Origin of the sequence: Bacteroides sp. An269 (assembly GCF_002159755.1) — a bacterium.
GTDB lineage: Bacteria > Bacteroidota > Bacteroidia > Bacteroidales > Bacteroidaceae > Phocaeicola > Phocaeicola intestinalis.
Window position 1 is genome coordinate 1 of record NZ_NFJG01000056.1, and the last position, 26,201, is coordinate 26,201.

The window sequence follows — 26,201 nt, forward strand, 5'->3', positions numbered from 1 at the left end:
CGAAGAACAGGAGCGAAAAGGACCAAAAAATCGCCCAAAGCACACACGAAAACGGATACATCAAGCCAAGAAAAACTTTTTGGAGAAATTCAAAACAGCTTCTCAATATAATATATTTTCTGATCTTATTATGTGGCAGTGTAATATCTGCTTACAGCCCCTCAACCGTTTCAAGGGGAAGCCCCGTAATTTGTGCTATCAAGTCGGGAGCAATGCCTGCGGCTTTCATATCACGGGCATTTTTAAGGCGTTCTTCCGCTTCACCTTCTGCAAAGCCTTGCTGCCGTGCATATTCTATCGTTACCAACTGGTCGCGGTAAACTTTAAGGCTTGCTTCATATTTCATACGGTCTTCTTTACTCAGACCGATGGTCTCTTGTATTTGTCTTAGTTTTTCTAAAGCAGCTCCACGCTCCTTTAATAACTTCCGCCATGCTTCTATATCATGCACATCCATTGCTTTATCAATATGTATATATTTTTCTCTTTATGCTTCTTAATCTTACGATGTAGCAGGAGATATTTGCTTACAGCCTCTCAACCGTTTCAAGGGGAAGCCCCGTAATTTGTGCTATCAAGTCGGGAGCAATGCCTGCGGCTTTCATACCACGGGCGTTTCTAAGGCGTTCTGCTTCTTTACCTTCTTCTCTGCCTTCCGCCTTACCTTCCGCCTTGCCTTTCGCAAAGCCTGTCGCTTCACCTTCTGCCTTACCTTCCGCAAAACCTTCCGCCTTACCCTTTTGCCGCTCATATTCCATCGTAACCAGCTGGTCGCGGTAGACCTTGATACTTTCGTCGTATTTCATGCGGTCTTCCTTGCTCATGGCGGCAATGTCCACTATCTGTTCCAGTTTCTCGAAGACAGCCTTACGTGCCTTAAAAGGCAATCTCTGTAACTTTTCCATATTCTTCAATACATAAATCCAACGTTCGAAATCATTCTCGCATTCGTCTTCCTCTTTCGTAAACGAGGGTAACTCGATGAAGATATAACGCATCTTGTCGGTAAACAATTCGTGCGTATCGCGGTCGGCAAGCACGATATCCGTACGAAGCTTGTGCGGCAGGTCCGTCAGGCTGAAGTTCAGGAAGAACACACCGTAAACAGCTTTCAGGCTGAACTTCCATTCCGCTCCCTGTTCCCCTTGTCGCGAAATGGCTTGCGAAAGATAGTAAAGCGTGCGTTCCCGGAAATTGACATGCTCCTTGTTCTGCATCTCCACGATAAACTGCTCGCCTTTTTCGTCCGTACAATACACATCGTATATCAGGCCGCGGTCTTTCTCATAGACAGGCAGCAGTTCCTTGTCAAGGAATTGGATGTCCTTCACCTGCCGCTCGCCTTCCAGCAAGGCATTGAGGAAGTCTATCAGCAGGTCTTTGTTGATTTCCTGACCGAATATGCGCTTGAACCCCACATCGGTAAAAGGATTGATGAACTTCGACATAGTTTTCCGATTTTATTGTTTCCTGCAGACAAAGATAGCACTTAATTCCTAATAAAACACGCAGCGGATAAATATATTTACGCCGCTTATGGCATTTGTTTCCCTGCGGCAGTTACAAAAGTTTTATATTCCATGGGCTGGAACGTACATTCCACGCCGTGGAACGTATATTCCAGCCCGTGGAATATACATTCCGCCAGCCGGAATATAAAACTTAGGTAACTGTTTGCAGAAAACCACTTGCCTGCTCGCGGATAATCAGCCTTTTCATTCATTCTTTTATTTTTTTGAAAAAAAATATATTAGCCTATTGCTGTTGTAAAATAATATGTATATCTTTGCTCGCGATAAAAGATATATACAGATTTACAGACAGCCGCCTATATACCTTAATATACTATAGTCCGGCTGATTTCCCGTTTTGATAGAGTATAAATAAAAAGAGATATGCTATGAAGCGTTTGTTATTCGTCCTTTTGTCGTGCATAGGACTCTCGGTTTCGGCGCAGGATGTGGCTGTGAAGAGCAATCTATTATACGATGCTGCACTCAACATCAATGGCGGTGTGGAATTTGGTGTCGCGCCGAAATGGACTGTCGATGTAACGGCAAACTATAATAACTGGACTTTCTCCGAAGGGAAGCGGTGGAAAAACTGGTTTCTCCAGCCCGAAGCACGCTATTGGTTCTGCGACCGATTCGCCGGACACTTTCTGGGATTCCACCTGCATGGAGGCAAATACAATATGGGCGGCATCAAGGGAGGATTCAACCTCTTGGGTTCCGACCTTTCCAAGCTGGAGGATAACCGGTATCAAGGCTGGTTTGCAGGCGCAGGTGTGGGCTATGGCTATTCCTTTATCCTCGGCATGCACTGGAATCTGGAGTTGGAGATAGGCATCGGATATGCCTTTACCAAATTCGACCGCTACGAATGTATAGGCTGTGGCGAACGGCAAGAGACGGGCAAAACCCACCATTATGTAGGACCCACAAAGGCAGCCGTCAACTTGATTTACGTATTCTAAAACCTGAATTGCTATGAACAGTTTCCTGAAATCCTATAAGATGTTAGCCTTTGCGGCACTGCTTCTGGCTCTCCAGATACAGGCGCAAGCCCCGATGCAGGACAGCGTAAAGGCAGATCGTGTGTCGCTGAAACGCGATGGCAGTTACCTCACGGTAGGCATGACCCTCCGCCTAAGCGAAGTGGAAGCGGAAGGCGACCGTGCCGTGCTCATCACCCCACTCTTGGAAAAAGGCGACACCAACAAGGCATTGCGCCCCATAGGCATCTATAGCCGCAACCGCTATTTCCACTATGCCCGTCAGGGCAAAGGGCGTATGCTGGGTGGAGCGGACGAACTCTCTTTCAAGGAAAAAGACAAGCCCGACACGCTGGCATACCAAGTCATCCTCCCTTACGAGGAATGGATGGACGGAGCCAGCCTGACCCTGTTCAGGCAGGACTACGGGTGCTGCGGCAAAGTGCTTGCCGAACAAAGCCAGACGCTAGGCGAATACCGTGGCAAACGTCCCGAATTTATCCCGCTTATGGTCTATGTGCAGCCCGAAGTGGAGCGCACCAAGACACGTGCCTTGGCAGGTACGGCATACATCGATTTCCCGGTGAGCCGCACGGAAATCCGTCCCGAATACCGCAACAACCAGCGTGAACTGGACAAGATAACAGCGACCATCGACTCGGTGCAAGCCGACAAGGACATCACCGTTACTTCGCTTGCCATCAAGGGATACGCCTCGCCCGAAGGCTCGTATGCCGGAAACGCCCGCTTGGCAGCCGGACGTACCGAAGCATTGCAAGAATATGTTTCGGGATTGTACCATTTCGGCGCAGGGTTTATCCGCACCGCTTCCGAACCGGAAGACTGGGAAGGCTTGCGCCGCTATGTAGACGGGTCGGCGTTGGAACACAGGCAGGAAATCTTAGCCATCATCGACAGCGAGGAAGAACCCGACCGGAAAGAACGCCGCATCAAGTCGGCTTATCCTGCTGACTATCGCATCTTGTTGCGCGATTGTTACCCAGCCCTGCGTCATAGCGATTACCGCATCGAGTATACCATACGTTCGTTCACCGACACCGAAGAGATACGCCGCATCATGCGCACCCAACCCCAGAAGCTCAGCCTGCAAGAACTGTTCCTTGTAGCGCAAGAGTGCGAGCCGGGCAGCAAGGAGTTTGATGAAGTATTCGACATAGCCGTCCGTCTGTATCCCGATGACCCGGTGGCAAACCTCAATGCAGCCAACACGGCATTGCATCGCAAAGACCTCCCTGCCGCACGCCGTTTTCTCGCCAAAGCAGGCGATACGCCGCAGGCAGTCTACGCCCGTGGCATCTGCGCGCTGCTGGAAAAGAATTATGCCGAAGCCGAAACTTTGCTGAAACAGGCGCAATCGGCTGGCATCACCGAAGCCGGTGCGGCACTCGATGAATTGAAACAAATGCAAGAAGATTATTAACATTAAAAGATAGAGAATATGAAATTTAGTAGATTTTTAGTAGGAACATTGGCATGTGCGCTGATGACGGCGTGTTCGAATGAAGATGTACAAGAGAATGTACAGACTGGAAGTAGCGGTGAAGAGGCGTATATGGCAGTAAATTTGATTGCGCCTAATGTAACATCAAGAGCAACTTTTGATGAGGGTGAAGGGAATGAAAGTACAGTAGGTAGTGCACGTTTTTATTTTTTTGATGATGAGGGGAATGCTGTAGATGTAAATGGAAATTTAAATTGTATAGACCTACCATCAGACATTATTTTAACAGATCCAAAACCGGATACAGATGGAGATAATGTTGAAAATCAATTCACAATGTTGGTTCTTGATGCTAAAAGTGGAGCACCGACAAAAATGGTAGCTGTTCTTAATCCACAAAGTTTGGCACCAAGCACAAGGCTAACTTTAGCTCAGTTAAGAGACTATTCGAATAGCTATGAAAGCACAACCGGTGACAAACAGTTTGTAATGTCTAATTCTGTTTATCTTGACGGATCAAATGTAAAAGTTGACGCTACAGATATAACAGGAAAAGTGTATACTTCTAAAGACGCAGCAGAAGACAATCCTGTAGCAGTTTATGTGGAACGTGTATTAGCTAAAGTTGATGTAACTAAAACTAATGCAGCTATAACCGGTGAGACAGCAAGTGAAGATACAGAAATAGATTTTAATAATGAAGATGTATATGTAAAAATAAAAGGATGGACGCTTGCCAATCGAAGCGCCAAATCATATTTAGTTAAAAATTTAGATGATAGTTGGACTACTACAGAACCTTTTGCAAATTGGAGTGATGCCGGAAATCATCGTAGTTATTGGGCGAAAACTTGTACAACAGATGGAGTAGTCAATGACAAGGCTTATGAAGATATTTCTACTTTTACAACTCAATATTGTCATGAAAGAACACAAGCTACAAACGATGCTACTATGATATTGGTAGCTGCGCAATTAGTAGACGATGAAGGAGATGCCATCACTATTGCAGAATATGCAGGAGTACGTATGACTTTGGATGGGCTGAAAACTACTATTGCAAATCAAATAAAGAATACCCCTAATGGAAAAGTATATTATCATAATGGGACAGGATATACAGAATTGGCACCTAAACAAATAGACTTTAGAACAGGTACAGCTGATGAAACAGATGTGGAATCTTATGAAGTAGTTGCCAAATTAGCTGAAAGTGCTTCCAGTACAACTTTTTATAAAGATAACACCGGAACAGAAGAATATACGACAAATGAAGTAAATGCTATATTGGCAGGTTATAAAGCTTTGATTTGGAATAATGGTATGACTTACTACTTCACGTCGATAGAACATAAAATAGGAACAGAAGATGCAAGGGAAGGTGTTGTTCGGAATCACTATTATAAAGTTAATATAAAAGGTATTACAGGTTTAGGAACACCCGTTTTTGATCCCACCATAAACATAGTTCCGGAAAAAGTCGTTGATGATAATTCATACGTTGCAGCTCAAATTAATGTGTTATCTTGGGCGGTAGTCTCTCAACAGGATGTTGTATTGGGTCAATAATTCGTACAGCATGCCCAATAGCCATGTAGGGGCGTATCGTATACGCCCGAATGCACCAACTTATCCATGCGGACGCTTTTAGGGCGTATGCGATACGCCCCTACAAACAATTTAGCAAAAGAAGCGTGACAGAAGTAGTATAGAATGAAGTAAATAACAAATAAACAATCCCCATTAAGCCTCCCCCACGGGGGAGGTTGGTGGGGGCTAAAAACAACAATCATGCAAACCCTTACCGGAATATTGAAACGAGTGGCAATAGGCGTATTGGTCGGACTAATGCCCGCATCGTGCAGCATCATGGACTACGAAGGCGACTGCTCGGTAAACTACCGCGCACGCTTCCGCTACGACATGCACCTGCACTACTCCGACGCTTTTGCACACGAAGTGGAGTCGGTCACGCTTTATGCCTTCGATGAAAGCGGTAAGTTTGTACGGCAATTCACCGACAGCGGCGAAGCCTTGCAGCAAGAAGGCTACGCCCTGCCGTTCGAATTGCCTGCCGGAACCTATCAATTCGTCGCTTGGTGCGGAGTGGAAAACGAACTGCAGTCGCACGACGTGCCAACCCTTACTCCCGGCGTATCGACAGTAGAAGAACTGACCTGCACCATCAACCGGGAATACGACGAAAACCGTCAAGCTACCGTAGAAGAGATAGCACCGGTATTCCATGCTTTCGTACCCGATTGCACCCTGTCCGACGAGCCGGGCACACACGACATCGACATACCCCTCACCAAAGATACCAAGACGGTGCGCATCGTCTTGCAGCATCTTTCAGGCGAGCCGATAGATGTCAATCAGTTCAGCTTTCAGATTACAGACGAAAATGGTCTGATGGCTCACGACAACACGTTGCTTGACGATGAGCTGCTCCACTATCAGCCTTATTACACCACCTCGGGTACAGCCGACATGAATCCCGACGGCAGCCGTGCTACAACTGCCATATCCACGGCATTGGCAGAACTGACCGTAGGCAGGCTGGTAAAGGACAAAGACACGCGTACCATCCTGAGTGTAAGCAACAGCCAAGGTGAGACAGTGCTCTCTATCCCCCTGATAGACTACGCCCTGCTGATAAAAGGCTATTACAACCAAGACCTAAGCGACCAGGAATACCTCGACCGCCAAGACGAGTACAACCTGACGTTCTTCCTCGATGAGAACAACCACTGGATAAGCTCCAGCATCATCATCAACTCCTGGCGCGTAGTGCTGAGCGAAACAGAGCTTTGACAGTTAATAATTAATAGTTAATAGTTAGAAAATTGAAAACTACTTCCTTACATATTGCATTCGCAGCGTTGCTCTCCCTGCTCCTGCTCGCCTCCTGCTCCCGCAATGATGAGGTTGCCGTGGCGGAAGGGGAAGAAGGCAAGGTATACGTCACTCTCACCTTATCAATTAATGGTGAAGAGGCGAGAAGCCGTGCGACATGGGAAAACTATGATAATCCGGACGCTGGTGATAAGTGGGAAAATACCATTGATGACTTACAGATACGGATTTATGAAGCAACTACTAATAAATATGTCGGGAAAGTGGACGACTTAGTTCCGTTAATGGAAAACAAATATAGTGGTACATTGAGCAAAGCAACGTGGCAAGCAAACACAAACTACAAAGTGATGGTTTTCGCCAATTGTCCCCTTATTGATGAATCTGTAGACATCAGCACGCTCTCCTATAGCCATACAGATATAGATAAGATAGATTACATCCCAATGTGGGGTGTAACAACCGCGCAATTTAATCTTACCCCGGGAGTAAGCGAACAAATAGGAGAAATCAAGCTACTCCGTTCCATGGCAAAGGTGGAAATCATTATGAATGCAGACGGCTATACTATAGATAATATAGCAGTCGATAAAAGCAATACGCAAGGTTATTGTTTGCCTAAAGGATACGACTCGGTATCAGAAACAGAACAGTTGGATATGGAAGGAACTGATCCCGCTTCTTTTCATCCGTTCACAACATTTGAGAATCCTCCTATAAAGAAAGGGCAAGACGGCAAGTATTACATCTACCTGCCCGAATACAAGAATACAGAAACAAGTGCAGCCAAGATACAAGTAACAGTCAACAGCGAAACATACGAATTAGAGTTTAAAGACTACGAAAACGGAACACCGACAGGTGCCCCCTACGATATAGTCCGCAACCACATCTACCGCTATACCATTACAGGAGTGAATGACGGGAAGCTGGTTATACAATACAGGGCTATGCCGTGGGAACTGGTTACTTCGGAGATTGGGTATGCGCCGCAGCCTATATCTACTAATAGCAATCCATTTGCAGGTTTAACAGGTAAATGGGAAGAAACTGCAATCGCAAAAGGTGATTACTATATATTATTGCCAAGGAATTCTTATAATGAAGATGATAGAAACACTACTTATCAACTTCTTTCTTATCTCTATGAAAATCCAGATAAAGGAGATGACGATGCAAGGTATTGCATTCTTACCAAACCGACTTATGTGGATGATGAGCATCGAATCTTGAAAACAGGTTCGGCAGGTGCACGTTATTTCTTCTTGTTGACTGGACCGGAGGGAGCTACATGGAAAGCTCATCTTACGAATGAGGAAGACTTTTATTTCTCTACGAGTACCGTGTCTGACTTCAATCATTCTGCAGAATATGGCAATGACAATGGTGGAAAGGTAAATATGGTTTCGCATGGCATTGCACGTGCCAAGCCCTATATCATTCAGATAAATGTAAGGCATTCGTGGACAGGAGTGTCTGAAGATGCAGAAGGTATAGCTGTAGATGCATCAGGAAGTGTAACAGGTGAATATCTGTGGTATTTAGATGAGGATTATTTATATGTGGAGGATGGAGATACTAAAAGCCACGTGGATGATATTAGTGATGAGAAAGATTCATGGTGGGATAGTGACAAACGGGATGCCTTTTGGGCTACATATGACAATGGAGATAATAGTTCGTTAAAGAATGTTTTTTCTTATTTCACCGAATGGGGGGAAGATATGGATGAAAAAAAAGATTTATCTCTTATTTCTACGGATTTCTATATTACCGTGACATTGGCAGACGGAGCGGAATATGAGTTGAAAATCAATCCTCCGTATGAGTATTTGGATGCATCTAATAAGACAGATACGAGGTATAAAGATAACCGTAGGTTTGCTGGAACGGACGAACGCATTTGGATCAGGCATGTACCGGCTCAATATATGTGGGGTTATGATGACTTGGCAAGCCCTGAACTAAATCAACATCAAGAAAATGCAGGTCAAACTGAAAAATATTGGTGGCAAGTAAATGAATCTTGGAAATGAAAACAAAAGCTATACATATACTTATGCTCCTTGCGGCAATCAGTTTTGGCTGCATCGCTTGCTCGGATGAAACCGCACCGCAACCCGTACCGGATGGTGGCGGACAGTTGCGTATTGCATATAAGATAGCAGGCGTTTCCATGTCTCGTGCAACGGAAGATGGCTGGAATTATGAATGGAATGAAAATGAAATAGATCGCATAGATTTATTCGTCTTCGATGAGAATAACAAATGCGTGCATCATATCGTGGAAGAAAATATAGATGTGACAGATGCACAACAAGAGGATTCTTATACGAATTTTAAAAAGAATGGAACGCTGACAGAACTTACCTATGAAGAGGTTGAAGAAAATTGGGACAACTATTCATATTATATGGTAGCCAATTGTTCGTCCCTCAAGGATATAAATATAAATGAAACGGATTTTACCTTTGATGATTTAAAGGAAAAGCTGACTCCTGACCTGGTTTTCAATCAGCCGCAGACATCTTTCGCCATGGATGGTACGGCGGAACCTACAAGGGAAGGAGGTAAAGAGATAGCTTTACGCTTCACTCTTTCCAGAGCAGCCGTAAAGATACGCTTATCAGTAGTGAAAGAAAATGAAAATGGGGAAGAATCTATTATCGAAGGATGTACATTCCGTTTATGCAATTATGTGCTTGATGGAACTTCTGTATTAGAAACAGGTGAAAATTATTGCGAAGGAGAGGCATCGTCTCGTCGTGTACAAAATTCTGAAACACTATCATGGGGTAATGTCTTGAAATATCGTAATAAGGCTGTATTCTATTCTTATCCCAATGACTGGTTTGGGCGTGATGATGATGTTCCTTTATTAAAGGCTGATGGAACGTTTGTTGATGAAGATATTTATGCGAAAGATGACCTGATAGTTGAGGATAAGCAAACCTGCATTGTGCTGACAGCAACCATTGACGGAGTAACGACTGAATATAAAGTCCCCATAAACCAGCAGATAGACAAAAACAACGATAAAGTTTCGTTTACAGCAGATGAGATAACCGACTTGCGTAACAGCTATTACCGTATCCGTCGGAACCATATTTATGATATTACGACGAAGTTGATTGGACCGGAAAGTATGGAAATAGAAGTAAACGCTTGGAACGAAAAAGGAAACATGGATGTAATATTTGGAGGAAACAATTGATGAAAAGGATGGAAAAGATAGATAATATTCGGTGGTTGGTCATTTGTGTATTGGCTACAATGTTAACCGCTTGTCAAGACGATACGTTTCGCACTTCCGGCTACGTAGTGGAAGGTGTATCGGTAAACGTATCATTGAGTTTTGCCGCCATACCGGAAGCGGATATTGTTGTAACCCGTGCGGATAATTCGCTTTCAGAGTTGACAAGAATGGCTATTTTTGTCTATTCCGGTGAAACCTTTCAACAACTGGTGAGAACAGCTGACAATTCTCTCCAAATCACTCTCAATAAAACAGAGAATGACGGAGTATATTATACTGCCAAATTCCAAACCACATCGGGGACAAAGAATTTGCTTGCCGTAGCCAATAACAATACGATGGGAGATGCCGGAGGTTATTGGGAAAGCCTGCAAAACATTGCTTCTCAGGCAAGCGATGGGAAATTAACTTTCGAAGAACTAAAGTCACAAGTCATAGGTTTAAGGGAAAGTCTTTATTCAAATGCAAATATGCAACCTATTTCTATCAGTTCTGCTTCGCAAATGCTGATGTCAGGCTGGAATAGTGGAGTGGTTATTAATACGGAGGGACAAGTGCAAGACTATGGCACCAATGCAAACGGAAAAAATGTAGTTCTCTGTTTGGACCGCTCAATGGCACATATTACATTCAAAATTCCGGAAAAGGTGGATGGTGCAAAAGGTACATTTATTCCTATAAGCTATCGGGTATATAATGTACCCGTGAAAAGTTACTTGACCAATACAGAAAAGAAGTCGGTACCAGCTTCTGAAGATGGTGAAGAAAATAAGGTTTTTAAGTTTACCTATTTTGCGCAAGCTAATGTACGAAGTGTTGAAGATAAAAACTATTCGTTTGATTTTTATATGCCGGAAAATATTTATGATATTGTATATGAAGCTAAAGATGATGAAGGAAACACAATTAAAATAGATAATTATCATAACCGGGATATGTGGACTGGAGATCCGGGTGCTCTTCCTGACGAAAAACAATGGACGTTTGCACCGCAAACCAGTACTTTTGTTGTCATCAGCGGCACTTATGAGGAAACTAATTCTGATGGTACTTCACACTATACAGGCAATGTGGATTATACTATTCACTTAGGAGATTTTAGTACAACTGGGAAAATAGGTAATTTTTCGGTGGAACGAAACAGCAGTTATACATATACTGTAAAGGTGATGGATGTAGACCGCATTGTAGTAGAAGCACAAAAGAAAACTGATAAAGAATACCAACAAGGTTCGGAAGGCTCTATTTACGACTACTCGCAATCGAAGTACGCTTATCAGCTGGATGCACATTACGAGCAAGTATTTTTGGAGTACAATTTGACCGAAATAGCTAAAAATTTGAATCTTAGCAATGGTATCTTGTTGGACGATGCCATTGCCAATGCATTGATATTGGTTATCCAGTCCGAAGCTATGGATTATACAGAGACGGCAGAAGATAAACCTTATACCGTTCGCAACAAGCGAGGAACTTTAAGACCTTATAAGATTTATATGGATGCCATAAATGCTGGTCAGGATGCTGCTCAAGCAAAAGCTGGGGTATTAAATGGGCAAAAAAACGGAACAACGCCAACTGCAGGATTTGATTATAAATGGATTGAGTTTTGGCCACAAAAAGGTACCGATATTGCGGCTTATCCAGGTGTATCAGATTGGAGTAGAGAAGATTTGACAGGATTTGCTAATCCGGATGCTTATGGAGGAAAAGCACAAGGAAATAATAAACGTTTGATGGACGTGTATGACATTATTGTGGAAATGGGAAAAGCTGTAAAACAAATATATAATAACGGACTATATGATAGAACGCCTACTGCTCCGTCTTCAGATGATTCGTGGAGGGAAGGAGATATAATTATTACCCAAAATAATAATGAATATGTTGCCCGATTTACGGCTTTTGTCAACGAATATTATTATTACAAACATCCTTTGACTGGTGACAAGGTCACTTCGTGGAGTGTATTCACCAATAAAATGCCCCGTGAAATGATTATTGCCATGAGTACGGATATATCTGAAGACGGCAATAGTTCGTATAGTACTTTGCATTCTTATATTTCCCAACTCTCAATGCAAACATTTTATAGTTCCCGTAATTTCAGCATCAATGGATTCGGTATAGAGACCTATAACGAAACGCCGTTATATACATTTGGCAATTATAAGAATACTGCAGAGTTGAATCGCACAGACGGACGAAAAAATCAATTGAATTTGATACATGCAGAACCATCTACTACGTATGGAGAGAATTATTATGCTTGGAATACTTATATAGATTACCAATACAATGGTTGGACGAATACTGTAACCTCGGATCGTAGTACCCATGTATTGAGTAATGAAGCGTACGAAAAACAAGCAGCATACATAGCCTGTCTGTCCCGTAATCGAGACTTGAATGGCAATCAAAGAATAGACGATGACGAAGTGCGTTGGTTTTTGCCTTCGCTAAATGAGTATATTCGTATGGGTATCGGTGCTGGTGCCATTTCTAATGCGGCTCAGCTTTATACGAGCGATAAAGCTGCGATGACAAAATCTGGTTATCCTTTCGGACCAAATGATTTGTATATACAGAATGGGTCACTCTACTATACAAGCAGTGAAGATGATGCAAGAGTTTATTGGGCTGTGGAAAAAGGTTCATATAGTAGTGCAAGCAACAGTTGGGCAGGAGGAGAGAGTAAAGCTAAATCCATCCGTTGTATTCGATTGCTTCCAGGAAATAGTGGCAGCATAGACATATCCACTATCGAAGAGGTAAGTTCAGCCCCAACTTATGATTATGATGAAGATTCATACACCTTTACTTTTAGTGGAAGATTGGTAGAGTCTTTATACCGTGAACGTGTTGGGGGAAGATTGGAACCTCATGACGAAGATGATCGGGCTAACTCTTTCTATCAAAAGATAGTGGTTGCAAAGGATTATGTAGGAGGCACTTTTTCTATGGGACAGATTATTCGTGCTGATGGTTATGATAGCGGGAATCCTTGTGCTAATTATCATGAAACCGGTGATGGTGGTGCTACATGGCGTGTCCCCAATTTGGTGGAGTTTTCTGCCATGCATGCAGCAGGAGAAGAATTGCAAGATTTATTGGTAACGGACGGTGATGCCTGTTGTACACAATTCAGTAACCAAAATGTCCGCTATGGTTTTAGAATGAATCAAGGCCAAATTCAATGTTGGGGAGGAGAATCATGGCAAGGTCTTGGAGACAACCATACATTTAGAGTCCGTTGCGTCCGTGACGTTGAATAAGCTAACCAATCCTTGTCCACTCGTCACCTGAAACCTTGTCAACTGAAGAAACTAAAGATAAATCTCTATCGCGGGGAAGCGTCCCTGCACATTTTACTTAAATTAGTAATCCAAGAGCCGGTTCGCAGGGATGCGCGCCGGCTCTGCCTTTTATGTCTCATACGAAGCGAAAGACAAAAAGAGAATCAGAAGAAGCCGTTATCCATCTTGCGGGCTTGGTAGCTGAAACCAATGCCTTGATGAATAGTCATAGTTAGCCACGATGTACATGACAATTATCAGCGATTCATTGGCAATTATTGAAATTTTTCGTATGTTTGCCGAAAATATGAATCAAAAAACAAAAAATGCATCTTATGAAAAAAACGTGGATTATCGTAATCGTGATTCTTGTCGTACTGATAGGATACAGTGTTTCATCATACAACTCGATGGTGGCACAGGAAGAGGAAGTCGGGACAGCATGGAGCAACGTGGAAAATCAATACCAGCGGCGCTCTGACCTGATTCCTAACCTTGTAAGCACCGTCAAAGGATATGCCGCACATGAAAAAGAAACGTTTGATGCCGTAGTATCGGCACGTGCCAAGGCTACCCAAATGTCGGTTGACATCGATGACCTGACCCCTGAAAAGCTGGCTGCCTACCAACGTGCTCAAGGCGAGATAGGAAGTGCACTGGGACGCCTGCTTGCCGTAACTGAAAATTATCCCGAACTGAAGGCGAACGAAAACTTCCAGACCCTTCAGGCTCAATTAGAAGGTACAGAGAACCGCATCAGTGTAGAGCGGCGTAAATTCAATGAAACAGCCCGCAAATTCAATACTACCATACGCCGGTTTCCCAAGAACATCTTTGCCAGCATGTTCGGATTCGAGAAACGTCCTTATTTTGAAGCAGAAGAAGGGAGTGAGAAAGCGCCCGAAGTAAAGTTTTAATTTCTGCGTATGAAAAAACTGTTTCTGCTCGGTTTCCTGTTTCTGTCTTTTGCCTTGGCAGAAGCGCAAAGCCGCATCTACAAAGTAGAAGACATCCCTTTGGTGCATCTGAAAGACGCACGCCGCTACGTGAGCAACCCCGATGGTATCTTAAGCCCTGCTGTAGTAAGTGCCATCGACTCTACTCTTTATGCTCTTGAGCATGAAACAGGAATACAAACCCTTGTGGTAGCTGTAGGGCAAATAGAAGGAGGAGACTGCTTTGACTTTGCGTACCGGCTGGGACGGGAAAACGGAATAGGACAAAAAGAGACAGACAACGGGTTGGTCGTCCTGCTCGTTACAGGCGAACGATGCATACAGTTTGCCACAGGATACGGAATCGAAGGCGACCTGCCTGACGCCACATGTAAGCAAATACAGGTGCGTTACATGAATCCCTACTTCAAGGATGGCAACTGGGATGCAGGTATGCTGGCAGGCATCCATGCCATACGCGCCCAGCTGAACGGGACAGGCGAACCGCTTCAAGCTCCAGAAGACGATGATACTTTTCTTTTGTTCAGCATTTTCTTTTGCTGTTTTATCTTAGTACCTTTGTTCTTATGGCTGAATGCACGCCAGCGCAAACGCTGTCCGAAATGTCATAAACACGCCCTCCGGCAAGTCTCTGTGCAGACCCTTTCGCGGACAGCAGGCTATCACACCGACGAAGTGACTTACGTATGCAGACATTGTGGAAACGTAGTGCGTAAACAGCGTCGTATACGTGATGACGATGATTTCCATCATCGTGGAGGAAATGGCTGGCCTTTCCTGGGTGGTCCGTTCTTCGGTGGAGGTGGACATAGCGGCGGAAGCTTCGGCGGCGGAAGCTTTGGAGGTGGAGATTTCGGAGGTGGAGGAGCCGGAAGTAAATTCTGACATGAAAAACCTAAGAACAGAAAAGAGACACAAGAGTTCACAGAAGCAGCCTCTAACGAACGATAAACTTATCTACTTATGAGCAACATTTTTGGAAACATATTCAGACTGACCAGCTTTGGCGAATCGCACGGCAAAGCCATCGGTGGTGTCATTGACGGATTTCCCGCCGGTATTGCTATTGACGAAAACTTTGTGCAACAAGAATTAAACCGACGCCGACCGGGACAATCAACCATTACCACCGGTCGTAAAGAACCCGATGCCGTAGAGTTCCTTTCTGGTATTTACGAAGGTGTATCTACCGGGTGCCCCATCGGATTTGTCGTGTGGAACACCAACCAGCATTCTTCTGATTACGACAATATGAAGGACGTGTTCCGTCCTTCGCATGCCGACTTTACCTATTTCCAGAAGTACGGTGTGCGTGACCACCGTGGCGGAGGACGTTCTTCGGCACGTGAAACCATAGCACGGGTGGTAGCGGGAGCACTTGCTAAGCTAGCCCTTAAGGAAATAGGCATACGCATCACGGCATTCACCTCACAGGTAGGTACATTGAAACTGAATGAAGACTATACGCACTACGACCTGAACCTCACTGAAAGTAATCCTGTACGGTGTCCCGACCCCAAGCTGGCACAACAGATGGAAGAACTTATTTTCCGTACGAAAGGAGAAGGTGATACACTGGGAGGCGTGGTGACCTGTGTTATCCAGGGATGTCCTGCCGGATTGGGTGAACCTGTATTCGGGAAACTCCATGCAGCCCTTGGCAGTGCAATGTTAAGTATCAATGCTGCCAAAGGTTTCGAATACGGACAAGGATTCAGCAATATGGAATGGAAAGGCAGCCAGCAAAATGACCTGTTTTACAACCAAGACGGACACATTGCCCTGCGTACCAACCGCTCGGGGGGCATCCAGGGAGGTATCAGCAACGGTGAAGATATTTATTTCCGCGTTGCATTCAAACCTGTAGCCACTGTTCTGATGGAACAACCTACAGTAGACAAGAACGGAAATGAAACCATACTGAAAGCCCGTGGGCGTCACGACCCTTGCGTCTTGCCCCGTGCCGTTCCCATAGTAGAAGCGATGGCGGCAATGACCCTGCTTGATTACTACTTACTGAACAAAACTACCCGATTATGATAAAACCTCCACAGACGGCACCGAAATCAAATAGGCTTGATGTTATTTTCAACTGTGCCATCTGTGATGAAAATACGCACAACCATGGAAATCAAACAATACATTCAAGAAAACGAAAAACGGTTCCTCGATGAACTGTTCAGCCTGATACGCATCCCCAGCATCAGTGCCCTGCCGGAACACAAAAAAGACATGCTTGCCTGTGCCGAACGCTGGCGCCAGCTCCTCCTTGAAGCAGGAGCCGATAAGGCAATGATTATGCCTTCGGAAGGCAACCCGTTGGTATATGCCGAAAAATGCATTGACCCTCAGGCTCCTACAGTGCTTGTTTATGCACATTATGACGTAATGCCTGCCGAACCGCTCGAGCTATGGCAAAGCCAACCGTTTGAACCAGAGATACGCGAAGGACGTATTTGGGCACGTGGTGCCGATGACGACAAAGGACAGGCAATGATTCAAGTAAAGGCTTTCGAGTACCTCGTACGCGAAGGGTTACTTCGTCACAATGTGAAATTTATCTTCGAAGGCGAAGAAGAAATTGGCTCGCCCAGCCTGAATGCTTTCCTCAACGAACACCGCGAATTGCTTCGTGCCGATGTTACCCTGGTGTCGGATACCAGTATGCTGGGTGCAGACACTCCTTCGCTCACAACCGGTCTTCGGGGACTTGCTTATTGGGAAATCGAAGTGACTGGTCCTAACCGCGACCTGCATTCGGGACATTTCGGCGGAGCGGTGGCAAACCCCATCAATGTGCTATGCAATCTTCTTTCACAGATAACCGATGATGACGGACACATTGCCATCCCGCATTTCTATGATGATGTAGAGCCTGTTCCGGAAGCCGAGCGTCAAATGATAGCCAGCATTCCTTTTGATGAAGAAGCCTACAAGGCAGCCATCGGTGTACGTGCACTGAAAGGTGAGAAAGGTTATTCCACCCTTGAGCGGAACAGTTGCCGCCCTTCGTTCGACATCTGTGGCATTTGGGGAGGTTATACCGGCGAAGGTTCGAAAACAGTTCTTCCATCAAAAGCATACGCTAAAGTGTCGTGCCGGCTTGTCCCTCACCAGAACCATGAAACCATCTCACGTCTATTTACCGACTACATCCATGCCATCGCCCCCGACTACGTACAGGTCAAAGTCACTCCGATGCATGGTGGCGAGGGTTATGTATGCCCTATCTCGCATCCAGCTTATCAGGCTGCCGAAAAAGGATTTACCCAGGCATTCGGTAAAAAGCCGCTGGCGGTACGACGTGGAGGGAGTATTCCCATTATCAGTGATTTCGAACGGATATTGGGTATCAAAACCATCTTGATGGGATTCGGGCTGGAAAGCGATGCCATCCATTCGCCCAACGAAAACTTCCGGCTTGACATCTTCCGCCGGGGTATTGAAGCTGTAGTAGGATTTCACTTGGAACTGCATCTCCAGAACATCTGACTACCAGGATACTGTTTTGAGTTTCTCTAAGAAGCTGTTTTGAATTTCTCCAAAAAGTTTTTCTTGGCTTGATGTCTCTGTTTTCGTGTGTGCTTTGGGCGATTTTTTGGTCCTTTTCGCTCCTGTTCTTCGTCAGATAGCCCGCTATCTTCCTCATCACAGAAGCGAAAATGCCTCAAAAACTCATCCCAAATCATCGCACGATAAATTCAAAACAGCTTCTAAAAAGTTTTTTGGGCTTGATGGTTAAAAAGCTCCCTCGAACGAACATAAGTGATCGGCCTGATTTACTTATGTGAAACGCCCGATTTACTTATGTGAAACGGTTCACTCACTTATGTTCATCAAAATGCATACTTGAATCCTTGTCATGGGTTCAGGTATGCATTTTTTGTTTGTATTGGTTTTGTCTTTGTTCTCACATAGTAATGTCATTAAGGTGTAACTGATTTGAAATGCCACAGGTTTACTTTTGCTTTCGTAAACAAAACTAGATTAAATTTATAAAATCAAAAGTAAAGATGGATGGTAAATCTTTAATTATTAGTGCTTTCTTTTGTGGTATGTGCCTGGCTTCAGGTGCTCAGGAAGCAATGTTGCGTTTCAATGGGAAGGTGACAGACCAAAGCGGTAAGGGAATACCTGGTGTGGTGGTAAATGACGGTGTGCATTTTACCAAGACAGACAAGCTGGGAGCATGGGCATTGAATTCGGATACGGCAATCAGTAAATTTGTAGCAATATCTACTCCGGCTGCGTATGTTTTGCCACAGCAGGACGGGTTGGCTACAGGACATTATATTGCGGTACGTGACTTGGCTCAAGCAGGCGGAAAGTATGATTTCGTATTGGAGAAGCGGAAGCAAGCAGACGGACGTTTCCATTATATAGCCATATCGGATCCTCAGGTGAAAAATGAAAAACAACTGAAGCGCTGGTGTCAGGAAACGGTACCCGATTTGAAAGAAGTTATCGATTCTTTAAAGCAGACGCGTGAAGTGGTTGCCATGACCTTGGGTGATTTGGTGTGGGACAACATGCCATTGTTCGATGAATATCAAGAGTCGGTAAAAAATACCGGTGCTGTTTTCTTCCAATGCATCGGAAACCACGATTTCGATAAGCAATACCAAGACCTTCACAATATGGCGATGGGCACTCCGGTATACGGTGAAAGGATATACGGAAGCTATTTCGGTCCCACCGATTATTCGTTTAATATCGGTAAGGCGCACATTGTAACGATGAAAGACATCAACTATGTGGGTGGGAAGAATTATGTAGAAAGCCTTACAGGGCAGCAGTTGGAATGGCTGAAGAAGGATTTAAGTTATGTGCCGAAAGGAAGTCTGGTTATTCTGAATATGCATGCGCCGGTATGGAATAAAGTGTCGCCGGGCGGAAATGTCCGTAACGCAGACGCTCTGAAAGAGGTGCTGAAAGATTATAAGGTGCATGTGTTCTCCGGTCATACGCATTTTTTCCAAAACAACGAAGTGACGCCTACGCTTTACGAGCACAATATCGGCGCAGCCTGTGGCGGCTGGTGGGCTGGCTGGGTAAACCAGTGTGGTGCGCCCAATGGCTATATGGTAGTAGATGTAGATGGCGATAATGTGAAATGGCATTACAAGGCAACGCGCCGCGATTTCGCTTATCAGTTCCGTATATATAATAAAGGAGAGTTTACGGCTCAAAGCAGTTTTGTGGTAGCCAATGTCTGGGACTGGGACAGTGCTTGCCGTGTGGTATGGTATCAGGATGGCAAGCCGATGGGTGATATGGAACAGTTTATCGGTTCGGATGAAGAGCGTGCTTCGCAACTGAAAGACCGCAGCCAGGCTGAACCTACGGCTCACTTGTTCCGTGCCATGCCTTCCGATGGTGCCAGACAAATCAAAATAGAGTTTACCAACCGTTTCGGCGAAGTCTATACACAGACTATCAGCCTGTGACATCCTTGAAGGCTGTTATTTTTCGTGTAAATATACATTCTTAACCAATAAATAATGAGAACATTACAATCTGTAGTTTTGTTCCTGATATTGGTCTTGGCGGGAAGCAATGTGACACTTTCTGCACAGAACCGGACCATATCGGGAAAAGTGTTGGATGCAAACGATGAACCTCTTATTGGGGTGACGGTTGCGGTTGAAAGTTCTACTATCGGAGCGATAACCGATGTGGATGGTACATTTTCGATTCAGGTGCCACAAGGAAAGGTCACTTTGAATGTATCGTATGTAGGTTTTGCCGCACAAAAAGTGACGGTGGCACCCAATCAGAAAAGTGTTACGGTGCATCTGAGTGAGGATGCGGTTTTGTTGAATGAGACCGTGGTTGTGGGATATGGCAAGCAGAAGAAAGTAAATCTTACGGGAGCTGTATCTACGGTGAACGGAGATGAACTGGAACACCGCGTGACGACTTCGCTCAGCAATATGCTGCAAGGTACGGTGGCTGGTTTGAACGTAACCACTTCTTCGGGTGTACCGGGAAGCTCGGCTACTATCAATGTGCGTGGTGTGACTTCTATCAACGATGCCGAACCGCTGGTATTGATAGACGGTGCGGTAGGCGAGATAGACCGCATCAATCCCAACGATGTAGAATCAATCTCCGTAATTAAAGACGCATCGGCTGCCGCTATTTACGGTGCACGTGCAGCCTTTGGTGTGATTTTGGTGACTACCAAGTCCGGAGCTGCTAAAGACGGGAAAGCTACGGTGCATTATAGCGGCCGTTTCGGCTGGCAGGCACCTACCACTTCTACCGACTACGAAACGACCGGTTATTGGTCGGTATATACTATCAACAAGTTCTGGCAAGCCAATTCGGGTACATTGTATGTCGATTATACAGACCAGGACATGCAGGAGTTGCTGAACCGTGTGAACGACAAGACCGAGAACCCCGACCGCCCGTGGGTGGTAGAAGACGTACGTAACGGACGTCGCCAGTGGGTATATTATGGAAACCACGACTGGTGGCACGAATTGTACCGCGATAATCGTCCGATGCAGCAGCACAACCTTTCTGTCAGCGGCGGAAAAGACGATATCAAGTATTATTTGTCTGGCTCATTCGACAAGCAGACCGGTATCTTGCGTGAAAACCCGGATGTGTACCGGAAATACAACTTGCGCTCGAAGATTGACTTCCGGATTAATAAGTGGTTTACGATGTCGAACAATACGTCGTTCTACAGTTCGCAATACAGCTACTTGGGCGATGGCAGTGTAGAAAATACGTTGGCATACAGCGCCCGCCACGCTTTGGCTTGTTTCCCGCAGAAGAATCCCGATGGTTCGTGGTTGTATAGTACACCTTATCTGAATTATAAGGTGGCAAATGGCCGTCATATTCTGTTGGGCGAAGATTCACACCGCAATGTAGAGCGTGGTACAGACTTTTCGAATACAACCCGTTTGGTTTATTCTCCGATAAAGGAACTGAGCTTTACGGGCGATTTCACATACCGTTTGTATCAGACACGCAATACAAGCCGTTCCAATCCGATGTATTACCGTGAATATCCCGATGGCGAACTGCTTTCGTATGCTACCGGTGCCGGTGCCAACCGTTTGGATGAATCGGTGAATACGAGCAATTATTATTCGACGAACATCTTCGGTAATTATACCGATACGTTCAACGATGCGCATCATTTGACCGTAGTAGCCGGTATGAACTACGAAGCATGGAAGAGCAAAAACATTTCGGCATACGGTGAAAACCTGGTATCTGCCGACCTGGACGATTTGGACTTGGTAGGTCAGAATGCCGAGGGTGCTACCATTACCGGTGTAGGCGGCGGACAGAACGAGTATGCTTTGTTAGGTATCTTCGGCCGTATCAACTACGATTACAAGAGCCGTTACCTGTTCGAAGTGAGCGGGCGGTACGATGGTACTTCCCGTTTTGCGAAAGGCAACCGCTGGGGATTCTTTCCTTCGGCTTCTGTAGGATGGCGCATTTCGGAAGAGCCTTTCTTCCTGCCTGCACGCCGTTTGGTTGACAACTTGAAAATCAGGGCTTCTTTCGGTAGCCTGGGCAATCAGAATGTGTCTTCTTATTACACCTTCGCGCGTCTGGTATCTATCGCCAATCTGAATTATACGTTTGGTGAAGGAAGCGTATTGCCCAAATATTCTACGTTGGGTGCTCCGATTGCTTCGGACATGACATGGGAAACCGCCCAGCAATGGGACTTCGGTTTCGACTTGACGATGCTGGGCAACCGCTTGAACTTGACGGTAGACGGTTATATACGTGATACCCGCGATATGTTGACCGACGGTGTGGAACTGCCTTCTGTCTATGGAGCGAGTATGCCGGAGATGAATGCTGCCGACTTGCGTACGAAAGGATACGAAATCACCTTGAACTGGCATGACCAGTTGACGCTGGGAGGCAAACCGTTTGAGTACAGCATCGGGGTTAACCTGAGCGACTACAAGAGCATTGTTACGAAATATGATAATCAGGACAAGACTTTTGCCCGAGACTTTTATGAAGGTATGGAAATCGGTGAAATCTGGGGATTCGTGACCGACGGGCTTTTCCAAACCGATGAAGAAGCACAGGCATACGCCGACCAAGTAGACTTGACTTATGTATTGAATGGACAAACCGGAGGCTGGCAGGCAGGCGACGTGAAGTTTGTCGATTTGAATGGTGACAATAAGGTAAATATCGGAAGCAATAATGTGAATGCTCCGGGCGACCGTAAGATACTCGGTAATTCGTTGCCTTCGCTTTCTTACGGTATTACGGCAAGCGTGCGTTGGAACGGCATTGATGTATCGGCGTTCTTCCAGGGGACAGGCAATCATTATTGGTATCCCGACGGAGAATCCATGCCTTTCTGGGGAGCTTACTCTTATCCGTACCTGTCTTTCTTGCAGAAAGATTTCTTGAAAGACGTATGGTCCACAGATAATACAGATGCTTATTTCCCGCGTGCAATGGCTTATTCGGCATCAAGCGGTGTGCTGAGCAATGTAAACGACCGTTATTTGCAGAATATACGTTACATGCGTTTCAAGAATCTGACCGTAGGTTATACCTTGCCGCAACAGTGGACGCAGAAAGCCGGCATTGAGTCGGTACGCGTATATTTTACGGGTGAAAACCTCTGCTATTGGTCTCCGTTGAAGAAACATTCGAAGTATGTCGACCCTGAAGGTGCTATCGACCGGAGCGGAGCTTACAACAATGCATTCTATCCGTGGCAGAAGTCATTCCTGTTCGGTATTGATGTCACTTTCTAACATGAATTTTTAAACAGAAGAGAAAAAACGATTATGAAAAATAGAAATATATTTATAGCCCTTGCATTGTTTGCTGGACTTTCCTCGTGTGACGACTGGATAGATAAAAGCCCTTTGAGTGATATAACGGAAGAAAATTATTTCAGAACCGAGACCGACCTGCAGCTTTTCAGCAACGGTTTTTATAATAGTATCCTGAATAAATCACCGTATGACGAGCAGAGCGATGTGTATGTACAGCAAGAACTTTCCGACGAGATGCTGGGCGGAGAAAACCGCATCGTTCCTGCCAGCGGAGGAGGATGGAGCTGGACGGCGTTGCGTAGTGTCAATACGCTGCTGGGCAATGTAGATAAATGTGAAGATGCGGAGGCAGCTGTGAAATATACGGCGGTGGCACGTTTCTTCCGTGCCTACTTCTATTATGATAAGGTAAAGCGTTTCGGTGATGTGCCTTGGTATGACAAGGAATTGTTTTCGGATGACCCTGACCTGTATAAGGCACGTGATTCGCGTGAACTGGTGATGACCAATATGCTTGCCGACATCGACTATGCTATCGAGAACCTGCCCACCAAGGAAGAAGAGACCAGCAGTCCTTTCCGTGTAAACCGTTGGGCGGCACTGGCGTTGAAGTCTCGCTTCTGTCTGTACGAAGGTACATACCGGAAATATCATAACCTGACTTTGGAAGGTCATGATTATGCGTATTATCTGCAACAGGCGGCGGATGCGGCGGAAGAATTGATTAATAGCGGTGAATATCATTTGTATTCGACCGATAATCCGGAAGAAGACTATCTGATGCTTTTTGCCGAAGAAGATGCCAATCCCGATGAATACATCCTTGCCATCAAGTTCGATTACGGCATGAGCGTTTACCACAATGCGACGGCACATACGTTGGTGCCTACCCAAGGACGTCCGGGCTTGACCCGTAAGCTTGTCAATACGTATCTGATGAAAGACGGAACACGTTTTACCGACCGTGAAGGATGGGAAACCATGCCGTTTACCGAAGAAGTGAAAGACCGCGACCCGCGTCTGGCACAAAGCATCCGTACTCCGGGCTATCACCGTATCGGGCAGACAGACATCCTGGCTCCCGATTTATCGGTTAGTGTAACAGGATACCAGCCGATAAAATATGTGCAAGACCCGACAGCTTCGGGCGGTCAGGTAGACCGTAACGACCGTTCTACCTGCGACCTTCCTGTATTCCGTCTGGCTGAAGTCATGCTGAATTTTGCTGAGGCTAAGGCAGAACTGGAAACATTGACGCAAGAAGACTTGGATAAGTCGGTGAATGAAATCCGTGACCGCGTAGGTATGCCGCATTTGGATATGGCTCAGGCTAACGCAAATCCCGATAGTTACCTGTCGTCTGCCGATTATGGCTATACCAATGTGACCGGAAGCAATCAAGGGGTTATCTTGGAAATCCGTCGCGAGCGTGCCATTGAATTGACTCAGGAAGGTTTCCGTTTCGATGACTTGGTGCGCTGGAAAGCGGGCACTTGCATCAACCAGTCTATTATGGGCATGTATTTCCCCGGCGCAGGTGAATACGACTTGAGCGGCGACGGTCAGATTGACGTGGTTTTGTATGATGAAGGCGATACCGAACCCGAAGTGCCCGATGCGCAGGTATATCAGATTGGGTCGGACATTATTCTGTCGGAAGGCGATCATGGGTATGTCGATTATCATCACGATATTGTACGCACGGCTTTCAATGAAGAGCGTGATTACCTGTATCCGATACCTATCAACGAACGGTCGCTGAATCCGAATCTGACTCAGAACCCGGGTTGGAACGACGGATTGTCTTTCTGATTCATGCCAATCGGGAGTTAAGAAGTTAAGGAGTTAAGTCAATAGCTTTGTTGGTGGAAACATCAGTAAAAGTATTGGCTTAACTCCTTAACTCCTTCTAACTCCTTAACTCCCCCTAATTCCCTCTGACTTTTTTAAATCCGCAATAGGTTTTTCCGAAGCTTTTCCTTACTTTTGCAAACGATAAAATGATAGGTATATGCATACAAGAGAAGAAAAGATAGAAGCTTTCGGGCGGTTGCTCGATGTGCTCGACGAGTTGCGGGTAAAGTGCCCGTGGGACCGGAAACAGACCAACGAGAGTTTGCGTCCCAACACGATAGAAGAAGTGTATGAGTTGTGCGACGCTCTGATGAAGGACGACAAGAAAAACATTTGCAAGGAATTGGGCGACGTGTTGCTTCACGTGGTGTTCTATGCCAAGATAGGAAGCGAGACGGGCGATTTCGACATCAAGGACGTGTGCGACCGCCTGTGCGACAAGCTGATATTCCGCCATCCACACGTATTCGGCGAAGTGAAGGCGGACACGGCAGAGCAGGTTTCCGAGAACTGGGAGCAAATCAAGCTGAAGGAAAAAGACGGGAACAAGTCTGTGTTGAGCGGAGTGCCCGAGGCATTGCCCTCACTGATAAAAGCATACCGCATTCAGGACAAGGCGCGTAACGTGGGATTTGATTGGGAAGACCGTACGCAGGTATGGGACAAGGTGAAGGAAGAAATCAGCGAGTTCGAATCGGAAGTAGCCACGATGGATAAGGAGAAGGCGGAAGCCGAGTTCGGCGACGTGATGTTCAGCCTTATCAATGCCGCACGTCTGTATAAAATCAATCCCGATAATGCTTTGGAGCGGACAAATCAGAAGTTTATCCGCCGGTTCAACTATCTGGAAGAACATACGCTGAAAGCCGGACGGAAACTGACGGATATGTCATTGGAAGAGATGGACGCTATCTGGGAAGAGGCGAAAAGGCAAGGGCTTTAGGTGATGTTGTAGATTTGCTTTTTATACTTCATTGGCAAAGTCAGTACTACTGCATTTTGCAAGGAAGTTATGCTGGATTCGAACAAGTTCAACTTGTCGCATTACATGCGGATGTTTGTCTTACAACTATGGGGTAAGATGGTTAATGAATTCCGTAAATAACCCATGTAGGGGCAGAATGTTGACATTCAGTTCCTATGTTTGTAATGTGCTAGCAAAATAGCATAAAGCCAAGAGAATTATTAAATTTGTAAATGAAAGAAATAACTTAATAAAACCTATGACTTTATGCGTA

19 protein-coding genes are annotated in these 26,201 nt (G+C 45.4%); 15 read left to right on the forward strand and 4 right to left on the reverse strand.

Features of this window, described 5'->3' with window-relative positions:
- Window positions 1-151: 151 nt before the first annotated feature.
- The 3 genes from B5F71_RS11290 to B5F71_RS21030 all read right to left on the reverse strand — a co-directional run bounded on the left by B5F71_RS11290 (window position 152) and on the right by B5F71_RS21030 (window position 1,723).
- The gene (locus B5F71_RS11290; protein ID WP_087210317.1) at window positions 152-457 is read right to left on the reverse strand and encodes a hypothetical protein; all 306 of its coding nucleotides are present in this window, start codon (window positions 455-457) and stop codon (window positions 152-154) included.
- Between the two features lie 70 nt (window positions 458-527).
- Entirely contained in the window at window positions 528-1,448 is a 921-nt protein-coding gene (locus tag B5F71_RS11295) for an Rpn family recombination-promoting nuclease/putative transposase (protein ID WP_087210319.1), read from the reverse strand.
- A gap of 86 nt (window positions 1,449-1,534) precedes the next feature.
- Window positions 1,535-1,723 carry a hypothetical protein gene (locus B5F71_RS21030; protein WP_087210322.1) on the reverse strand — a complete coding sequence of 63 codons (189 nt, stop codon included), beginning with the start codon at window positions 1,721-1,723 and terminating at the stop codon, window positions 1,535-1,537.
- A 177-nt stretch (window positions 1,724-1,900) separates the two neighbouring features.
- On the opposite strand from B5F71_RS21030, the gene B5F71_RS11305 reads away from it, so the two are divergent.
- From B5F71_RS11305 to B5F71_RS11360, 11 genes are all read left to right on the forward strand, one after another.
- A complete protein-coding gene (locus tag B5F71_RS11305; protein WP_087210325.1) occupies window positions 1,901-2,476 on the forward strand; it encodes a DUF3575 domain-containing protein in 576 nt (191 codons plus the stop codon).
- 13 nt (window positions 2,477-2,489) lie between these two features.
- Complete coding sequence (locus B5F71_RS11310; protein WP_241148597.1) at window positions 2,490-3,935, forward strand: DUF3868 domain-containing protein; 1,446 nt, start codon at window positions 2,490-2,492, stop codon at window positions 3,933-3,935.
- Window positions 3,936-3,953: 18 nt separating this feature from the next.
- Window positions 3,954-5,525: an Mfa1 family fimbria major subunit gene (locus B5F71_RS11315; protein WP_087210328.1), complete on the forward strand. Its 1,572-nt coding sequence runs from the start codon at window positions 3,954-3,956 to the stop codon at window positions 5,523-5,525.
- 222 nt (window positions 5,526-5,747) lie between these two features.
- The gene (locus B5F71_RS11325; protein ID WP_087210334.1) at window positions 5,748-6,770 is read left to right on the forward strand and encodes a FimB/Mfa2 family fimbrial subunit; all 1,023 of its coding nucleotides are present in this window, start codon (window positions 5,748-5,750) and stop codon (window positions 6,768-6,770) included.
- 32 nt (window positions 6,771-6,802) lie between these two features.
- Window positions 6,803-8,848 (forward strand): hypothetical protein, encoded by a 2,046-nt coding sequence (locus B5F71_RS11330; protein ID WP_143269883.1) that lies wholly within the window; start codon window positions 6,803-6,805, stop codon window positions 8,846-8,848.
- A complete protein-coding gene (locus B5F71_RS11335; RefSeq protein ID WP_087210340.1) occupies window positions 8,845-10,026 on the forward strand; it encodes a FimB/Mfa2 family fimbrial subunit in 1,182 nt (393 codons plus the stop codon). Before B5F71_RS11330 ends, B5F71_RS11335 begins: the two co-directional genes overlap by 4 nt.
- Window positions 10,027-10,034: 8 nt before the next feature.
- Complete coding sequence (locus B5F71_RS11340; protein ID WP_158098079.1) at window positions 10,035-13,343, forward strand: hypothetical protein; 3,309 nt, start codon at window positions 10,035-10,037, stop codon at window positions 13,341-13,343.
- Between the two features lie 356 nt (window positions 13,344-13,699).
- Complete coding sequence (locus B5F71_RS11345; RefSeq protein WP_087210346.1) at window positions 13,700-14,281, forward strand: LemA family protein; 582 nt, start codon at window positions 13,700-13,702, stop codon at window positions 14,279-14,281.
- A gap of 9 nt (window positions 14,282-14,290) precedes the next feature.
- Complete coding sequence (locus B5F71_RS11350) at window positions 14,291-15,205, forward strand: TPM domain-containing protein (protein WP_022040342.1); 915 nt, start codon at window positions 14,291-14,293, stop codon at window positions 15,203-15,205.
- A gap of 78 nt (window positions 15,206-15,283) precedes the next feature.
- Window positions 15,284-16,360 carry a chorismate synthase gene (aroC, locus tag B5F71_RS11355; RefSeq protein ID WP_087210349.1) on the forward strand — a complete coding sequence of 359 codons (1,077 nt, stop codon included), beginning with the start codon at window positions 15,284-15,286 and terminating at the stop codon, window positions 16,358-16,360.
- Window positions 16,361-16,444: 84 nt separating this feature from the next.
- Window positions 16,445-17,812, forward strand: a complete 1,368-nt coding sequence (locus B5F71_RS11360) for a dipeptidase (RefSeq protein WP_087210352.1) — start codon at window positions 16,445-16,447, stop codon at window positions 17,810-17,812.
- A 26-nt stretch (window positions 17,813-17,838) separates the two neighbouring features.
- On the opposite strand, the gene B5F71_RS20280 is transcribed toward B5F71_RS11360, so the two are convergent.
- Window positions 17,839-18,009, reverse strand: coding sequence for a hypothetical protein (locus tag B5F71_RS20280; RefSeq protein ID WP_158098080.1), 171 nt, complete (start codon window positions 18,007-18,009; stop codon window positions 17,839-17,841).
- Between the two features lie 324 nt (window positions 18,010-18,333).
- Here B5F71_RS20280 and B5F71_RS11365 point away from each other — a divergent pair, with 324 nt between their 5' ends.
- The 4 genes from B5F71_RS11365 to mazG all read left to right on the forward strand — a co-directional run bounded on the left by B5F71_RS11365 (window position 18,334) and on the right by mazG (window position 25,906).
- On the forward strand, window positions 18,334-19,767 hold the full coding sequence (locus B5F71_RS11365) for a calcineurin-like phosphoesterase family protein (protein ID WP_087210355.1): 1,434 nt from the start codon (window positions 18,334-18,336) through the stop codon (window positions 19,765-19,767).
- A 54-nt stretch (window positions 19,768-19,821) separates the two neighbouring features.
- Window positions 19,822-23,085, forward strand: a complete 3,264-nt coding sequence (locus B5F71_RS11370; protein WP_087210358.1) for a TonB-dependent receptor — start codon at window positions 19,822-19,824, stop codon at window positions 23,083-23,085.
- Window positions 23,086-23,118: 33 nt separating this feature from the next.
- Complete coding sequence (locus tag B5F71_RS11375) at window positions 23,119-24,921, forward strand: RagB/SusD family nutrient uptake outer membrane protein (protein ID WP_087210361.1); 1,803 nt, start codon at window positions 23,119-23,121, stop codon at window positions 24,919-24,921.
- Window positions 24,922-25,120: 199 nt separating this feature from the next.
- Window positions 25,121-25,906, forward strand: a complete 786-nt coding sequence (mazG, locus tag B5F71_RS11380; protein WP_087210364.1) for a nucleoside triphosphate pyrophosphohydrolase — start codon at window positions 25,121-25,123, stop codon at window positions 25,904-25,906.
- Window positions 25,907-26,201 lie beyond the last annotated feature (295 nt).

What these genes read in the sequence shown, in the direction of transcription:
- B5F71_RS11290 (WP_087210317.1), bottom strand. Translation starts at nt 457, where the DNA reads ATGGATGTGCATGATATAGAAGCATGGCGGAAGTTATTAAAGGAGCGT.
- B5F71_RS11295 (WP_087210319.1), bottom strand. Translation starts at nt 1,448, where the DNA reads ATGTCGAAGTTCATCAATCCTTTTACCGATGTGGGGTTCAAGCGCATA.
- B5F71_RS21030 (WP_087210322.1), bottom strand. Translation starts at nt 1,723, where the DNA reads ATGAATGAAAAGGCTGATTATCCGCGAGCAGGCAAGTGGTTTTCTGCA.
- B5F71_RS11305 (WP_087210325.1), top strand. Translation starts at nt 1,901, where the DNA reads ATGAAGCGTTTGTTATTCGTCCTTTTGTCGTGCATAGGACTCTCGGTT.
- B5F71_RS11310 (WP_241148597.1), top strand. Translation starts at nt 2,490, where the DNA reads ATGAACAGTTTCCTGAAATCCTATAAGATGTTAGCCTTTGCGGCACTG.
- B5F71_RS11315 (WP_087210328.1), top strand. Translation starts at nt 3,954, where the DNA reads ATGAAATTTAGTAGATTTTTAGTAGGAACATTGGCATGTGCGCTGATG.
- B5F71_RS11325 (WP_087210334.1), top strand. Translation starts at nt 5,748, where the DNA reads ATGCAAACCCTTACCGGAATATTGAAACGAGTGGCAATAGGCGTATTG.
- B5F71_RS11335 (WP_087210340.1), top strand. Translation starts at nt 8,845, where the DNA reads ATGAAAACAAAAGCTATACATATACTTATGCTCCTTGCGGCAATCAGT.
- B5F71_RS11340 (WP_158098079.1), top strand. Translation starts at nt 10,035, where the DNA reads ATGGAAAAGATAGATAATATTCGGTGGTTGGTCATTTGTGTATTGGCT.
- B5F71_RS11345 (WP_087210346.1), top strand. Translation starts at nt 13,700, where the DNA reads ATGAAAAAAACGTGGATTATCGTAATCGTGATTCTTGTCGTACTGATA.
- B5F71_RS11350 (WP_022040342.1), top strand. Translation starts at nt 14,291, where the DNA reads ATGAAAAAACTGTTTCTGCTCGGTTTCCTGTTTCTGTCTTTTGCCTTG.
- aroC (WP_087210349.1), top strand. Translation starts at nt 15,284, where the DNA reads ATGAGCAACATTTTTGGAAACATATTCAGACTGACCAGCTTTGGCGAA.
- B5F71_RS11360 (WP_087210352.1), top strand. Translation starts at nt 16,445, where the DNA reads ATGGAAATCAAACAATACATTCAAGAAAACGAAAAACGGTTCCTCGAT.
- B5F71_RS20280 (WP_158098080.1), bottom strand. Translation starts at nt 18,009, where the DNA reads ATGATTTGGGATGAGTTTTTGAGGCATTTTCGCTTCTGTGATGAGGAA.
- B5F71_RS11365 (WP_087210355.1), top strand. Translation starts at nt 18,334, where the DNA reads ATGGATGGTAAATCTTTAATTATTAGTGCTTTCTTTTGTGGTATGTGC.
- B5F71_RS11370 (WP_087210358.1), top strand. Translation starts at nt 19,822, where the DNA reads ATGAGAACATTACAATCTGTAGTTTTGTTCCTGATATTGGTCTTGGCG.
- B5F71_RS11375 (WP_087210361.1), top strand. Translation starts at nt 23,119, where the DNA reads ATGAAAAATAGAAATATATTTATAGCCCTTGCATTGTTTGCTGGACTT.
- mazG (WP_087210364.1), top strand. Translation starts at nt 25,121, where the DNA reads ATGCATACAAGAGAAGAAAAGATAGAAGCTTTCGGGCGGTTGCTCGAT.